The sequence below is a fragment of the Martinezella hainanensis genome, assembly GCF_900094555.1.
Classification (GTDB): Bacteria; Pseudomonadota; Alphaproteobacteria; order Rhizobiales; family Rhizobiaceae; genus Rhizobium; species Rhizobium hainanense.
On the sequence record NZ_FMAC01000001.1, the window covers coordinates 450349 to 465440 of the forward strand.

Annotated in this window: 15 protein-coding genes; 5 read left to right on the top strand and 10 right to left on the bottom strand. The window is 59.0% G+C overall.

Annotated features, from left to right (window positions below; all coding sequences use genetic code 11):
• Positions 1-10: 10 nt before the first annotated feature.
• Positions 11-361, top strand: coding sequence for a VOC family protein (locus tag GA0061100_RS02130; protein WP_075850960.1), 351 nt, complete (start codon positions 11-13; stop codon positions 359-361).
• Positions 362-405: 44 nt separating this feature from the next.
• Here the strand turns inward: GA0061100_RS02130 and phnF are convergent, their stop codons facing one another.
• The 4 genes from phnF to GA0061100_RS02150 all read right to left on the bottom strand — a co-directional run bounded on the left by phnF (position 406) and on the right by GA0061100_RS02150 (position 2854).
• Entirely contained in the window at positions 406-1134 is a 729-nt protein-coding gene (phnF, locus tag GA0061100_RS02135) for a phosphonate metabolism transcriptional regulator PhnF (protein ID WP_075850961.1), read from the bottom strand.
• Position 1135: 1 nt separating this feature from the next.
• Positions 1136-1822 carry a class I SAM-dependent methyltransferase gene (locus tag GA0061100_RS02140; protein WP_075850962.1) on the bottom strand — a complete coding sequence of 229 codons (687 nt, stop codon included), beginning with the start codon at positions 1820-1822 and terminating at the stop codon, positions 1136-1138.
• A 119-nt stretch (positions 1823-1941) separates the two neighbouring features.
• Positions 1942-2337 (bottom strand): VOC family protein, encoded by a 396-nt coding sequence (locus GA0061100_RS02145; RefSeq protein ID WP_075850963.1) that lies wholly within the window; start codon positions 2335-2337, stop codon positions 1942-1944.
• A gap of 70 nt (positions 2338-2407) precedes the next feature.
• Positions 2408-2854 (bottom strand): tautomerase family protein, encoded by a 447-nt coding sequence (locus GA0061100_RS02150; RefSeq protein ID WP_075850964.1) that lies wholly within the window; start codon positions 2852-2854, stop codon positions 2408-2410.
• 120 nt (positions 2855-2974) lie between these two features.
• Between GA0061100_RS02150 and GA0061100_RS02155 the strand changes: the two genes are divergently transcribed.
• On the top strand, positions 2975-3580 hold the full coding sequence (locus GA0061100_RS02155) for a TetR/AcrR family transcriptional regulator (protein WP_075851850.1): 606 nt from the start codon (positions 2975-2977) through the stop codon (positions 3578-3580).
• Between the two features lie 66 nt (positions 3581-3646).
• On the opposite strand, the gene GA0061100_RS02160 is transcribed toward GA0061100_RS02155, so the two are convergent.
• The 5 genes from GA0061100_RS02160 to GA0061100_RS02180 form a co-directional block, all read right to left on the bottom strand.
• Complete coding sequence (locus GA0061100_RS02160) at positions 3647-4651, bottom strand: ABC transporter ATP-binding protein (protein WP_075850965.1); 1005 nt, start codon at positions 4649-4651, stop codon at positions 3647-3649.
• A gap of 12 nt (positions 4652-4663) precedes the next feature.
• Positions 4664-5728, bottom strand: a complete 1065-nt coding sequence (locus tag GA0061100_RS02165) for a Gfo/Idh/MocA family protein (RefSeq protein ID WP_075850966.1) — start codon at positions 5726-5728, stop codon at positions 4664-4666.
• Positions 5725-6564 carry a carbohydrate ABC transporter permease gene (locus tag GA0061100_RS02170; protein WP_075850967.1) on the bottom strand — a complete coding sequence of 280 codons (840 nt, stop codon included), beginning with the start codon at positions 6562-6564 and terminating at the stop codon, positions 5725-5727. The genes GA0061100_RS02165 and GA0061100_RS02170 overlap by 4 nt, the downstream gene beginning before the upstream one ends.
• 12 nt (positions 6565-6576) lie before the next feature.
• Positions 6577-7530 (bottom strand): carbohydrate ABC transporter permease, encoded by a 954-nt coding sequence (locus tag GA0061100_RS02175; RefSeq protein ID WP_075850968.1) that lies wholly within the window; start codon positions 7528-7530, stop codon positions 6577-6579.
• 201 nt (positions 7531-7731) lie between these two features.
• The gene (locus GA0061100_RS02180; protein ID WP_075850969.1) at positions 7732-8991 is read right to left on the bottom strand and encodes an ABC transporter substrate-binding protein; all 1260 of its coding nucleotides are present in this window, start codon (positions 8989-8991) and stop codon (positions 7732-7734) included.
• A gap of 103 nt (positions 8992-9094) precedes the next feature.
• Between GA0061100_RS02180 and GA0061100_RS02185 the strand changes: the two genes are divergently transcribed.
• From GA0061100_RS02185 to GA0061100_RS02195, 3 genes are all read left to right on the top strand, one after another.
• Positions 9095-9415 carry a hypothetical protein gene (locus tag GA0061100_RS02185; protein ID WP_075850970.1) on the top strand — a complete coding sequence of 107 codons (321 nt, stop codon included), beginning with the start codon at positions 9095-9097 and terminating at the stop codon, positions 9413-9415.
• Between the two features lie 119 nt (positions 9416-9534).
• A complete protein-coding gene (locus GA0061100_RS02190; protein WP_075851851.1) occupies positions 9535-10419 on the top strand; it encodes a glucosamine kinase nucleotide-binding domain-containing protein in 885 nt (294 codons plus the stop codon).
• Positions 10416-11180: a GntR family transcriptional regulator gene (locus GA0061100_RS02195; protein WP_047631969.1), complete on the top strand. Its 765-nt coding sequence runs from the start codon at positions 10416-10418 to the stop codon at positions 11178-11180. Before GA0061100_RS02190 ends, GA0061100_RS02195 begins: the two co-directional genes overlap by 4 nt.
• Positions 11181-11308: 128 nt before the next feature.
• On the opposite strand, the gene metH is transcribed toward GA0061100_RS02195, so the two are convergent.
• Positions 11309-15085: a methionine synthase gene (gene metH / locus GA0061100_RS02200; RefSeq protein WP_075850971.1), complete on the bottom strand. Its 3777-nt coding sequence runs from the start codon at positions 15083-15085 to the stop codon at positions 11309-11311.
• Positions 15086-15092: the final 7 nt, after the last annotated feature.

Here is a 15092-nt window from a genome sequence, read left to right on the forward strand (position 1 = left end):
AGAAACGTCAGTGACCGTCCTACGCATCATCCCGAACCTGCCTACCGCCGATCCCGCCACGGCCCGTCTTTTCTACCAAGACCTGCTCGGCCTCGATATCGTCATGGATCACGGCTGGATCGTCACCTTCGCGTCCGAAGCGGCAACAATACCGCAGATCAGCGTTGCCAGCGAAGGCGGTTCGGGAACGCTCGTCCCCGATCTCTCCATCGAAGTCGATAATGTCGACGCGCTCTATCAGCGCGCCACCTCCATGGGCTTCGGAATATTGTATGACCTGACAGACGAACCCTGGGGTGTCCGCCGGTTCTATGTCCGCGATCCCTTCGGCAAGGTCGTCAATATCCTGTCCCATCGCTGATACGGAGCGCGGCGCTCCAAATGGGCAGACCCGCCGCAACCTTGCTATCGCAGATCGAGATTGAATGTGGTGCGTTCAGCCGGCCAGACCGATTCCGAATAGGTGATCGGCACCCTGTCGGTATCCGCATCCACCTTGCGCGTCACCAGCAGCGGCGCGGATTTCGGCTGGCGCAGGATCCGTGCCTCGTCCGCCGTCGGCATGCGCGCCTCGATCTCCGTTGACAAGCGCTCATAGTCGGTGACGCCATAGCTGGCGAGTGCCGCCGAGATCGTCGCATGCTGCAATCTGGCCTTGTCGAAATCGGGAAAACGTTCGGCCGGATAATAGGAATCGCCCAATTCGACCGGAATGCCATCAGCCGTCATGACGCCGCGACGATGGATGACCATTACCCCAACTGCCAGCTTCAGATAGCTGGCAACGCGTTCCGTCGCCGGCACGATCTCATGGACGAGCAACTCGCCACCCGGCTCGAAACCCTGCTCGATCAGGTTCTTGTGAAAGCGCGTGCGCTTCGACAGCGTATAGTCGAGCACGCCCCTGTGAACGAAGGTTCCCCGTCCCTGCTCGGCACGTACCAGCCCACGCTGTTCCAGATGGCCCAGCGCCTGACGCACGGTGAACCGACTGACGCCGAAGCGCTGCATCATCTCGGGCTCGGTCGGCAATTTCTCTCCGGGCGCGAAAGTCCCGGCGGCAATATCAGCCGCCAGGATCTCGCCGATCTGATGCCAGAGGGCGCTGCCGCCCTTGCGGTCGATCGTCTCCATGTCAGATGCGCTTCTCGAGCCGGAACAACAGCTTGTATTCGGCCGGATAGCTCAAGGCGTCGAGAATGCTCGGATAATATTTGCGGTCCTTGGTTGCGCGCACAAAACCGTCATAGCCGAAACGCCTGACAGAAACATCGAAGCCGGCAGCCGTGAACGCCTCGATATAGTCCTGCGGAGAGCGATCCTGCATCGGCGCATTGCTGTTGTTGCCGATAAGCTCAAGCCATTTCGGCCAAAGCGGCATTTCATTGTGGCAGCCGGTTACAGCGTAGTAGACGCCCCCATTGCGCATGGCACGGAACATCCCCTCGGCATGCTCTTTCAGTTGCGGTAGCAGATAGATCACCTCATAGCTGAAGGCGACGTCGAAGCGATCGGCGAAAGGCGCCAGATCGGTCGTTACGTGAAACTGGAGCGGCATGTTGCCGACAGCTTCGACGGCAGCCGCCACGGATTCCGAGGCGATGTCGATGCCGACACCACGGCGGAACGGCCGCATGGCATGAAGCAGTCGCAGAAAGCCGCCCCGGTTGCAGCCGAAGTCCAGGACAGTCTTCGAGGAGAAGTCGCGCTCCGGTATCGTCTCGATAAAATGCCGCCAATAAGGACTGTGCGATTCCGCCATTGCGGCGTCGCCCTGCGGTTCCTTGTGCCAGGTTGCGTAAGTGGAGGCTGCGTTTGTCATGATGGGCTCGCTGTTGGAGTTGACTGAACCCTTGATAGCGAAGTCCCATGACAGCCGTATGAATTCGTCCGGACGACCGGACTAGTGGCGACAATCTTCTAATCGTGATCGGCCCTCGCCTACTGCAGGCAATCCACCATCCATTGCACGCCGAACCGATCCGTCAGCTTGCCGTAATAGCTACCCCAAGGCTGGACGGCGAGCAGCGTCGTCACTGTGCCGCCTTCAGCCAATCGGGCAAACATCCTGTCAGTGCTCTCTCGGTCATCCATCATGAGCATATGGGCGGAACCTCGCATCGGCTCTGCGTCGTGATTGTCCGAGGCGAAGAACATGACGCCTGGTCCTTCAAAGCGAGCATGCATTACACTGCCACGCATTGCCTCGTGGGCAAGCGGTATCCCATCCGCACCGTGCCGGATCAACAGCGTCACCTGGCCAAGCCCGCAGGTCGCATAAAAGGCAAGCGCGTCCTCACAATGCGTCGTGAAAAACAGATAATTGGCGAGTTGCATCTCCTGCCTCCCCTTGTTGCCGAACGAGCGGCCCACGCGGCCGCCCGGTATTGTTACCGATTAACTCATCTCAGGCGCGATGAGCGTCGACCGCGGGCGCTGCGGCGCTCGCAATGGCGCCGACAAGATCGGCATTGCTGTAGCTTTGTCCCGCAATGCCCCAGGCACCCTCGGGCGCATAGACGATATTCGACCAGATGTGCTCGCGCTTGATCCGCCCTTCCGCGGCCCGCTCGACGACATCGGTCGCCCTTGCAATGAAAGCACGTTTGGCTTCGGCAGTCGCGAGTGCGATTTCGGGCAGTTTGAGTTCGATAAAGGCCGCGGCAACGGGCTTTCCGGCCGCCAGCACATGTTCTGCCGGAAGCACATTGATCGAACCGATGACATTGGCCGTCATGAATTCATTCCCGGTCAATCCGGCAACGTCGAGGACGGCATCTGTCAATCCGGCGAAAGCTTGCGCCTGCGCTTCGGAGGAAAGCAGCCCTTCGGATACGGTAAGGGTAATAGGCATGGGATATCTCCTTGTTGGACCTGCGCCGGCAAATGATATATACCGATCACTCTTTAACGATACACATCGATCACTCTCTATGCAACAGATAAAGAGAGATCACTCTTAATGGAGGCGGCAGTGCGCTACAGCGCCGAACATAAGGAAGAAACCCGGACGCGGGTCGTCGCGGCGGCGGGGCAAGTCTTTCGCAAGGAAGGCTATGGCGGCGCGGGCATCGATGCGCTGACGAAAGCGGCCGGCGTTACCAACGGCGCATTCTACGGACACTTCAAGTCCAAGAGCGAAGCGTTTCGCACCGCGGTCGTGGAAGGGTTGGAGGAATTGCGTCAAGCGATCCTGACACTCAGGCAAAACCAGCCGAAAGACTGGTTGAAGGCGCTTGCCGGCTTCTATCTCGGCTACAAGCGGACCTGCGATCTCGGCGACAGCTGCACGCTGCCGAGCCTTTCTCCCGACGTGATGCGGGCCGATGAGGAAACACGCCGCGTCTATACGGTAGAGTTGAGAAAGTTGATCGCGGATGTCGCCGCCGGCCTGCCGGAGAGCACAAGCTCCGGAGAAACAACGGCGGAAGATCGTGCCATCGTTCTTCTCGCAACGCTGAGCGGCGGCCTAACGCTTGCCCGCGCCGTCTCCGATCCCGCCCTTTCCGCCCAAATAGCCGAAGCCATCGAGCGGGCCGCTCTGGCGGCAAACAATCCCTCGCAGTCGCAAGGCAAATGACGATACAGGTCACACAATGATGGGATAGCCGAGGCGAAGTTCGTCACTTCGTCTCGGCGGGGCCATTTATGCTCGGATCGCCTTGTCGTCCGCATCGAAACGATGCATCTGGCTCGCATCCGGCGTTGCATAGACCATCTCGTCCGGCTCATATTTATGTTCGCCGAAAAGACGCGCAGTCAGAAGACCGGTGGCCTCGGATTCGAGATAGATGATGGTGTCGGCACCGAGATGCTCGACATGGATGACCTTGGCTGCCCATGTGCCCTGATCGCGCGACAGCGTGATATGTTCGGGGCGGATGCCAACGGTCTTGGCACCGCTTTCGCCGAGTCGTTCTGAAGGGATGAAATTCATCTGCGGCGAGCCGATGAAGCCGGCAACGAAGGTATTGGCCGGACGGTTATAAAGCTCCATCGGCGAACCGATCTGCTCGATCGCACCGGCATTGAGCACGACGATCTTGTCGGCAAGCGTCATCGCCTCGACCTGGTCGTGGGTGACGTAGATCATCGTCGCCTTCAGGCTGCGATGCAGCCGGGCGATCTCCAGGCGGGTCTGGACGCGCAGCGCCGCATCGAGGTTCGAGAGCGGCTCATCGAAAAGGAAAAGCTCGGGTTCGCGCACGATGGCACGGCCGATTGCGACACGCTGACGCTGGCCACCGGAGAGCTCCGATGGGCGGCGGCCGAGATAGGGCGCAAGCGACAGCATCCCGGACGCCTTCTCGACCCGGCTGTCGATTTCGGCCTTCGGCGTGCCGGCCTGCTTGAGGCCCAGACCCATATTGTCCTTGACGGTCAGATGCGGATAGAGCGCATAGGACTGGAAGACCATCGAGATGCCGCGCTTTGCCGGAGGAGTGACGGTCACATCCTGGCCGTTGATCAGCACGGCGCCGGAGGTCACGTCCTCGAGACCGGCGATGCTGCGCAGGAGGGTCGACTTGCCGCAGCCGGAAGGACCCACGAAGATGACGAACTCACCATCCTTTACCTCGAGGTCGATGCCCTTCAGCACGTCATGCGTACCATAGGCCTTGCGGATGGATTTCAGTTGAAGCGATCCCACAGTCTTTTGTCCTTATAGATAAACGGGCTTGCCGGTGCGCACGCTCTCATCGGCGGCAAGGCATATGCGCAGCGATTGAACGGCATCGTCCATATGGCGATTGAGGTCGATATCCTCGCGGATGGCCTTCAGCATGAAGGCCTGCTCGAAGTCGCAGAGCTCCTGATGGCCCGGTTCGCCATCCATATGCAGATCCTGATCCGGCCGAATGAACTGGCCGTTCGGACCAGTCTCGGCGCTATGCAGCCGGATGACCGACGTCTTCGTGTGCATGTCGATATCGTCAGACTTGGCATTCTGATCCATGGCGATCGAGACCGAACCGTTCGGCGACATCACGTCCTTCACGAAGAACGCCGTCTCCGAAATCATCGGACCCCAGGCGGCTTCGTACCAGCCGACGGAACCGTCTTCGAATATCACCTGCAGATGGCCGTAATTATACATGTCCGGCTTGATCTCCTGCGTCAGCCGCAGGCCCATGCCGCGTACTTCGACGGGCTTGGCATCGGTGATCTGGCACATGACGTCGACATAATGCACGCCGCAATCGACGATCGGCGAAGTGTTCTGCATCAGCGCCTTATGCGTCTCCCAGGTTGGGCCGCTCGATTGCTGATTGAGGTTCATGCGGAATACATAGGGGCCGCCGAGCTTGCGCGCTTCGGCAATCAAGCGCATCCACGAGGGATGATGGCGAAGGATGTAGCCGATCGTCAGCTTCTTGCCGGCCTTCTTCGCGGCCGCGACCACACGCTCGGCATCTTCGACCGTCGTGGCCAGCGGCTTCTCGACGAAGACATGGCAGCCGGCTTCGAAGGCCTTGACGGCAAAATCGGCATGACTGTCGGAATAGGTGTTGATGGAGCAGAGATCCGGCTTCAGCTCTTTCAACGCCGCCTCGAAATCCGGATGGACCGTGTATCCCCGCAACTCCTCGGGCAGTTCCCGGCTGGAGCGGTTGACGAGGCCGACGATCTCGAAGCCCGGATTGTTGTGATAGGCCAGCGCATGGCTGCGACCCATATTGCCAAGGCCAACGACGAGAACGCGGATCGGCTTTTCAGATACGCTCACTTGACTGCTCCGGATGTAATGCCGCGAATGAGTTGACGCGAAAAGATGACGTAAAGGATGAGGATTGGCAGGATGGCGAGCGTCAGTGCCGCCAGCACCGCATTCCAGTTGGTGACGAACTGGCCGATGAAGATCTGAGATCCGAGCGTCACCGTCTTGGTCGCCTCGCTCGGCGCAAGGATCAGCGGGAACCACAGGTCATTCCAGATCGGGATCATGGTGAAGACGGCAACCGTCGCCATCGCCGGACGGACCAATGGCAGCACCAGTCGGAAGAAGATCGCATATTCGCTGAGACCGTCGATGCGGCCGGCATTCTTCAGGTCGTCGGAAACCGTCCGCATGAACTCGGACAGGATGAAGATCGCCAGCGGCAGGCCCTGCGCGGTATAGACCAGGATCAGGGCCGTCAGCGTGTTGACGAGGCCGGCGGCGACCATGCCCTGCAGGATCGCGACAGTACCGAGGCGGATCGGGATCATGATGCCGATGGCCAGATAAAGACCCATCACCGTATTGCCGCGGAAACGATATTCCGACAGCGCAAAGGCCGCCATCGCCCCGAACAGCAAGGTCAAGATGATCGAGACGATCGTCACGACGAAGCTGTTCTGGAAATAGGTGAGGAAGTCCCCCTGCTTCAGAACGGTATCATAGCCGATCATGCTGAAGGAGGATGGTGTCGGGACGCTCAAGGGCGCGCGGAAGATCGAGGCGCGATCCTTGAAGGAGTTGATGACGGTCAGGAATACCGGGAAGATGGCGACGAGCGTATAGGCGATGAGCGCCAGATGGACGAAGCCGGTGCGGACAAGGGAAGTGCGTGCCTTGGACATGGATCGCGCTCCTCAGAACTGGTAGCGGCGGATGCGCCGCTGGACGATGAAAAGATAGAAGGACACGCCGGCCAGGATGATGAGGAACATCACCGTCGCGATCGTTGCGCCCATCGAGCGGTCGCCCAGCTGCAGCTGGAAGCCGAAGAAGACGCGGTAAAGCAGCGTGCCGAGAATATCGGTCGAGCCATCCGGTCCCGCCAAGGCCCCTTGCACGGTATAGACCAGGTCGAACGCGTTGAAATTGCCGACGAAAGTCAGGATCGAGATGATGCCGATCGCCGGCAACACCAGCGGCAGCTTGATCTTCCAGAATTGGCTCCAACCGGTGATGCCGTCACATTCGGCGGCTTCGATCACCTCTTCGGGGATGTTGAGCAGCGCGGCATAGATCAGCATCATCGGAATGCCGACATATTGCCAGACCGAGATCAGCGCGACGGTAATCAGCGCCGTACTCGGCCTGCCGAGCCACGGGGCGAAGAACGATTTCAGGCCGATGACATTCAAAAGCTCTGGCGCAACACCCCAGAGCGGCGAGAGGATCAGCTTCCAGATGAAGCCGACGACGACGAAGGAGAGCAGCGTCGGCAGGAAGATGGCTGTGCGATAGAAGGCGACAAAGCGCAGCTTCGGCAAGGACAGGAGTGCAGCCAAAGCGACACCGATCGGATTCTGCACGCACATGTGAATGGCGAAGAAGATCAGGTTGTTGCGCAGCGCATTCCAGAAATCATGCGACCAGCGGTCATCGCCGAACAGCACCTTGAAATTGTTCAGGCCGACGAAGACGGACTGGTTGTCGACGACGTTGTAAAGCGACAGCCGCAATGTCTCGATCAGCGGCAGGATCATGACCGCCGTATAGACGATGAAGGCCGGGAAAAGGAAAACGAGGATATGCCAGCGCTTGGAGCGCCTGATCGGCATGACCTCAAGGGCATCTGATGTCGCAGCGTCGCTCATGGCTTTCTGCCTGTTTTTCTTGGCTGCTTGATGAGACGGCAGCTCAAAGGTTCAAATCCGTCCGTTGCCCCGGCTCTTAAGCCGGATGGAAGCGACATCGGGCGTGTCGAATGCAAAGGCGAGATGATCGCCGATCCAATTACTCAAGATAACGAAAAGGGCGAGGAGCCTTGAAGACCCCTCGCCCGTATTATGCAGTCATTACTTGCCCGGCTTGTACCAGCTGTCGAGGCCCTTCTGGAGCTTCGCGCCGGCCTGCTCCGGGGTATCCGTGCCGTTGATCACGTTTGCGGATTCGGTCCAGGTCTCGTTTTCAAGGTTCGGCGTGCCGCGCGACAGGATCTGATAGGTCGAACGAACGGTCGACTTGTGATTGTCGCGCCAGGAAACGAATTCCTGCGCAAGCGGATCGGTCATCTTCACCGGATGCGAGTTCAGGCTGAAGAAGCCCGGCAGAGAGTTGGCGTAGATGGTAGCGAATTCGTCGGAAGCGACCCAGTCGAGGAACTTCTTGGCTTCTTCCTGATGCTTGCTCTTCGTGTTCAAGCCGACGCCGATATCCGGATGGTCGGAGATATAGGCGGTGTCGCCAGCCTTTGCGACCGGCGGCGGGAATGCGCCCATCTTGAACTGCGCCTGGGTGTTGAAGAGAGCAATTTCCCAGGAGCCAGCCGGATAGATCGCAGCCTTGCCGAGCGTGAAGAGGTTCTGACTGTCAGCGTAACCTTGAGCTTCGAAGCCGTCACCGAGATAGGGCTTCCACTTGGCCAGTTCCTTGTAAGGATCGACCCACGGCGCGTCCGTCAGCTTTTCCTTACCAGCGATCAGAGCCTTTCGGCCTTCCTCACCCTTCCAGTAGTTCGGGCCGATGTTCTGGTAGCCCATGGTTGCGGCTTCCCAGAGGTCCTTCGTGCCCATGGCCATCGGGATGTAGGTGCCATCGGCCTTGATCTTGTCGAGAACGGCGAAGAACTCATCGCGCGTCGTCGGCACCTTGAGGCCGAGCTTGTCGAAGGCGTCCTTGTTGTAGATGAAGCCGTGGATGACCGAAGCCATCGGCACGCAGAAGGTCGACTTGCCGTCGTCGGTCGACCACGCGGCCTTGGCGACAGCCGAGAAGTTTTCCAAACCCTTAAGCTTGGTCAGATCGGCAAGATGCTTCTTGTTGAAGAGGTCGAGCGAAGCATCGAACGGACGGCAGGTGATGATGTCGCCTGCGGAACCGGCATCGAGCTTGGCGTTCAGCGATGCGTTGTATTCGGTAGGCGCCGTCGGCGAGAAGACGATCTTGATGCCCGGGTTCTTCGCTTCGAAAGCCGGGATGATCTTTTCCTGCCAGATCTGCAGGTCGTCGTTACGCCAGCTTTCAACCGTCAGCGTCACGTCGGCCGCATGCGCGAGGCTGACTGAGGTCAGCAGGCTCGATGCAAGAAGCAAGCCTTTCAGAATATTGGTTTTCATTTCCCTCTCCTGTTTTCCGCGCCATGGCAAGGCGCTGTTCTCGATCTGAAAATCCGCTGGCCTGTCCGAGGAAACGGTCAGCGCCCCATGGGAACCGCCAGAATTGCCGATCCCCCATGCAAAAGGCTTCAAAGGCTTCGCGCCCGATCGGCCCGATCAATTGCCGTCCGCCGCCACCGGACGGAGACACAGCAAGAACCGCGTGGGAAACTATGACAAACGTCGAATCGAGATCCTCCTGATCCCAGCGGCCTGGCGCAACGACGAGATGCGCACCATTCTGCTTCATCTACCGGCTGTTGTTTTTCCGCCAGCCTTGCCGATGTCCGTTCATACTGTTCCCTTGCTCCGAATTAAGTCCAAAAAAATACCAATTGTCCAGCCGAATTTAACTTTCAGGAGCAAAAAGATGGAGGCCGATTAATTTATTGATATAATTCAATAGGATATTATCAGACAAAAATGCCTGCCTTGCCTATTGGTAAATGGTATTTTTTTGGTATTGTATGAAAAAACAGGGAATAGGCGGCATCCGGAGGCATGATGGGGCAGTTTGCAATTGGTATCGATGGCGGCGGCACGAGTTGCCGGGCAGCGGTTATAGATGACCGCGGGCAGGTGCTCGGCACCGGCAAGGCCGGTGCGGCAAACATCCTCTCCGATCTGGAAAACTCGCTGATCCATATCGTCGCCTCGGCAAAGCAGGCATTGATTGATGCCGGGCTCGCCCCTGAACTGCTGCAAACACTGCCTGCCGTCATCGGAACCGCCGGAGCCAATGTCGGCAACTACGGCAAGCAGGTCGAAAGCGCCCTGCCCTTTAAAAACACGCGTGTCGTCACAGATGCGACGACAGCGCTTCAGGGCGCCCTTGGCGACGCCGATGGGATCATCGGCGCCTTCGGCACCGGCTCCGTCTACAACGCCCGTCGCGATGGCAGGATTTGGGGTATCGGTGGCTGGGGTTTTGTCATTGGCGACCAGGCGAGCGGCGCCCGTCTCGGGCGTGACTTGCTCGAGAGAGCTGTCTTGGCCCATGACAAAGTGAGGGCGGGTTCAGCGCTTACAGCATCGATCATGGCCGAATACGGCAACGATCCGGAACGTATCGTCGAATTTGCGCATGCATCCAAGCCCAAGGATTTCGCCCGATATGCACCGATCGTGTTCGAATATGCCGGAATGGAGGATGTGGTCGCCATCGATATCGTCAAGACGGCGGCAAGATCGATAGCTGAGAGCCTGGATGCACTGCTTTGGCCGGAATGCCCTTCGATCTGCCTTCTCGGCGGCCTTGCCCAGGCTTATCGTCCCTGGCTTGATGAGCACCACAAGGCGATTCTCGCTGAACCAAGAGGAGATGTTCTGCGCGGCGCCGTAGAACTGGCGGCGAAATTGCTGCGGGGTGGAGAGGAAAACAAGGCATGACCGAAGATTTGAGCGCGATCTTCTCGCCGGAGCGCCTTTCTGGAGGCGGCACGGGTCCGCTTTACGTCAAGCTCCGGCGTACGCTCGAAGAGGCCGTAAAGGTCGGTAGGCTGAAACATGGAGACGCACTGCCACCGGAGCGTGACATCGCGGAATTTGCCGCGGTCAGCCGCGTCACGGTGCGCAAGGCGATCGACGACCTCGTGGCCGAAGGCATTCTCGTCCGTCGCCACGGCTCGGGAACATTCGTCGCAAAACCTGTTTCCAAGGTGGAACAGCGGCTGTCGCAGCTGACATCGTTTACGGAGGACATGGCCCGACGCGGGATGACGGCTCGTTCCGAATGGCTGCACAAGGGCATCCATACGCCCTCCCCGGATGAGATGATGATTCTCGGTCTTGCAGCCGACACCAAGGTATCGCGGCTCAGCCGCCTCCGCATCGCCGACGATCAGCCATTGGCGATCGAGCACGCCAGTGTCTCCGGCGAATTTCTGCCGGATCCATCGGTGGTCACGACATCGCTCTATGCGGAACTGGAAAAGCGTCAGGTGCGCCCCGTCCGCGCCGTTCAGCGCATATCGGCGACCAACATGAAAGAGGCGGACGCCGGATTGCTCGGCGTTCCCGTCGGCGCTGCCGGCCTCTCGATCGAGCGCATCTCCTATCTCGGCTCTGGCCGGGCCGTCGAATTCACACGATCGCTCTATCGCGGCGATGCCTATGATTTCGTCGCAGAACTGACGATCGGCGCGAACTAGCTCAGATCCGCGAGACCGAAAAATGCCGGAATCAAAAAAAGCCGCCCCAGCCAAGATGACTGGGGCGGCTTTTGCATGCAGAATCAAATTCTAAGCTAAGCACTGCAAGCCGTTGAAACGACTCGCAATCAGGCTGCGTCGTCGACCGCGGCCTCACGCTTCTCCGGCACATAATTGAGGACCGGGCCGAGCCAGCGCTCTACCTCGGCCACCGGCATGCCCTTACGACCGGCATAGTCCTCCACCTGATCGCGCTCGACCTTGGCAACGCCGAAGTAATAGGAGGACGGGTGAGCTATGTAGATGCCCGAGACGGACGAACCTGGCCACATCGCATAGCTTTCCGTGAGTTTCACGCCGGTTGCTGCTTCGGCGTCCAGAAGGCGGAAAAGCGTGTCCTTTTCGGTATGGTCAGGCTGAGCCGGATAACCTGGCGCCGGACGAATACCGGCATAGGCTTCGAGAACGAGTTCCTCGCTTGAGAAAGTCTCGTCCGGAGCATAACCCCAGAACTCCCGCCGCACCCGCTCGTGCATCCGCTCGGCAAAGGCTTCCGCGAAGCGGTCGGCCAGTGCTTTCACCAGGATCGAGGAGTAATCGTCATTGGCACGCTCGAAGCGCTCGGCGATAGCGACTTCTTCAATGCCGGCCGTGACGACGAAGCCGCCGACATAATCACCGACACCGCTGGAAGCCGGCGCCACGAAATCCGACAGGGCGACATTCGGCCGGCCATCACGCTTCGACAGCTGCTGGCGCAACGTATAGAAAGTGGCGAGTTCTTCGCTGCGGCTTTCATCCGTGAACAACCTGATGTCATCGCCGACGACACTCGCCGGCCAGAAACCGATGACCGCACGCGGGCGGAACCAGTTTTCCGCAATGATCTTTTCCAACATCGCCTGCGCATCGCCATAGAGCTGCCGCGCCGCCTCGCCCTGCTTTTCGTCTTCGAGAATTGCCGGGAAACGCCCCTTCAACTCCCAGGTCTGGAAGAACGGAGTCCAGTCGATATATTTCGCAAGTTCGGCAAGATCGTAACTCTCGAATACCTTGGTCCCGAAGAACTGCGGCTTGACCGGCTTGTAGCTCGACCAATCCACTTTCTCCGCATTTTCACGTGCCCTTGCGATCGGTAACCGTACCTTCTCCGCTTCGCTGCGTGCGTGGGCGGCAGCGACCTTGGAATACTCAGCCCGAACGGTGTCGATATAGCCCTGCCGCGCATCGGGCGACAGCAGCGCTGATACGACGCCAACGGCCCGGCTCGCATCCGTAACGTAGACGGTTTGCCCTCGGTGATAGCCCGGATGGATTTTCACCGCGGTATGGACGCGGCTGGTCGTGGCACCACCGATCAGCAAGGGAATGTCGAAGCCCTGCCGCTCCATCTCGGAAGCAACATGCACCATTTCGTCGAGAGATGGTGTGATCAACCCTGACAGGCCGATAATATCGACCTTTTCGGCGACGGCTGTCTCCAGGATCTTCGTCGCCGGCACCATGACGCCGAGATCGATGATCTCGTAATTGTTGCAGGCGAGAACAACGCCAACGATGTTCTTGCCGATGTCGTGCACGTCACCCTTGACGGTCGCCATCAGAATCCTGCCGGCGGACTTCCGCTCGCTATCACCGCCATTGGCAAGCTTCTCGGCTTCCATGTAGGGCAGCAAAACGGCGACGGCCTGCTTCATGACACGGGCGGACTTCACGACTTGCGGCAGGAACATCTTCCCCGAACCAAAGAGATCGCCAACGACATTCATGCCGGCCATCAGCGGGCCTTCGATGACATGCAGCGGCCGCTCAGCAGCCTGACGCGCTTCCTCGGTATCGGCTTCGATATATTCGGTAATGCCGTTGACTAGCGCATGTTCGAGCCGCTTCTCGACTGACCATTCGCGCCAGGAAAGATCCTGCGCCTTCGCCTCCTTGCCGCCGGCACCGCGGAAGCGTTCAGCGATCTCAAGCAGACGCTCCGTGCTGTCCGAGCGGCGGTTGAGCACGACATCCTCGCAAGCCTCCCGCAAATCCGGGTCGATATTGTCATAGACAGCCAATTGCCCGGCATTGACGATACCCATGTCCATGCCCGCCTGGATGGCGTGATAGAGGAACACGGCGTGCATGGCCTCGCGGACGGGTTCATTGCCGCGGAACGAGAAGGACAGGTTTGAGACGCCGCCGGAAATATGGACCAGTGGCATGGTCTTCCGGATCGTCCGGGTCGCCTCGATAAAGTCGACACCGTAATTATTGTGCTCTTCGATCCCCGTTGCGACCGCAAAGATATTCGGATCGAAGATGATATCTTCCGGTGGCAGGCCTGCTACTTCCGTCAGCAACTTATAAGCGCGCGAGCAGATTTCCACCTTGCGCTCATAGCTGTCCGCCTGACCCTGCTCGTCAAACGCCATGACGACGACAGCCGCACCATACATGCGCATCAAGCGAGCCTGCTTGAGGAAGTTCTCCTCGCCTTCCTTCAGGGATATGGAATTGACGATCGGCTTGCCCTGAACGCATTTCAATCCTGCCTCGATGATCGAGAACTTCGAACTGTCGATCATGACCGGAACACGGGCGATATCCGGTTCGGCGGCGATGAGGTTCAGGAATTCCACCATGGCCTTTTCCGAATCGATCAGGCCCTCATCCATGTTGATGTCGATGACCTGCGCACCATTCTCGACCTGGTCGCGCGCCACGGCAAGCGCTGCCGTATAATCGGCATTGGTGATCAGCTTGCGGAATTTCGCCGAGCCGGTAACGTTCGTGCGCTCGCCGACATTGACGAACGGAATGTCCTTGGTGAGCTCGAACGGTTCCAGCCCGGAGAGCGACATGAAGGGGCGATGTTCGGCAAGCTGACGCGGCGGATATTTGGAAACGGCCTGAGCGATAGCGGCAATATGCTCAGGCGTGGAGCCGCAGCAGCCGCCAACGATATTGACCAGACCTTCGCGAGCGAACTCCTCCACCTGCGCCGCCATCATCTCGGGCGTTTCGTCATATTGGCCGAATTCGTTCGGCAGACCGGCATTCGGATAGGCGCAGATGAAGGTATCCGCAGCAGCCGAAAGCTCCTGCAAATGCGGCCGCATCGCGTTGGCGCCGAGCGCACAATTGAGGCCGATCGTAAACGGGCTGGCATGGCGCACGGAATTCCAGAATGCCGACGGCGTCTGCCCCGACAGCGTGCGGCCGGAGAGATCCGTGATCGTGCCGGAAATCATGACGGGCAAATGGATGCCCTTGGCCTCGAAGCGCTCCTCGCAAGCGAAAATCGCGGCCTTCGCGTTCAACGTATCGAAGATCGTCTCGATCAGAATGATGTCGGCGCCACCATCGATCAGGCCGTCGATCTGCTCTCCATAGGCGAGACGCAAATCATCAAAGCTGACAGCACGATAGCCGGGATTGTTGACATCGGGGGAAATGGAGGCGGTTCGATTGGTGGGACCGATTGCGCCCGCGACGAACCGGCGCCTGCCATCCTCGCGCTCGGCGCGGATCGCCGCGCGGCGCACGATTTCCGCGCCCTCCTTGTTGAGGTCGTAAACCGCACCTTCCATCTGATAGTCCGCCTGCGCAATGCTAGTGGAAGAGAAGGTGTTGGTTTCGAGGATATCGGCTCCAGCTTTAGCATAGCGATAATGGATCTCTTCGATGGCATCGGGCTGCGTCAGAATGAGGAGGTCGTTATTACCCTTCTGATGACAGGCGCAGCCGATGAACCGATGGCCGCGAAACTGGTCTTCATCAAAGCCAAGGCCCTGAATCTGCGTGCCCATGGCACCATCAAGCACGAGGATTCGCTCGCTCGCCGCCTCTCGCAGGGCCTTGAACACCTCGCTGCCGTCGCGCTTCGCCGTTTCCGAACCAAAAAGATTGTCAAACATAAGCGAA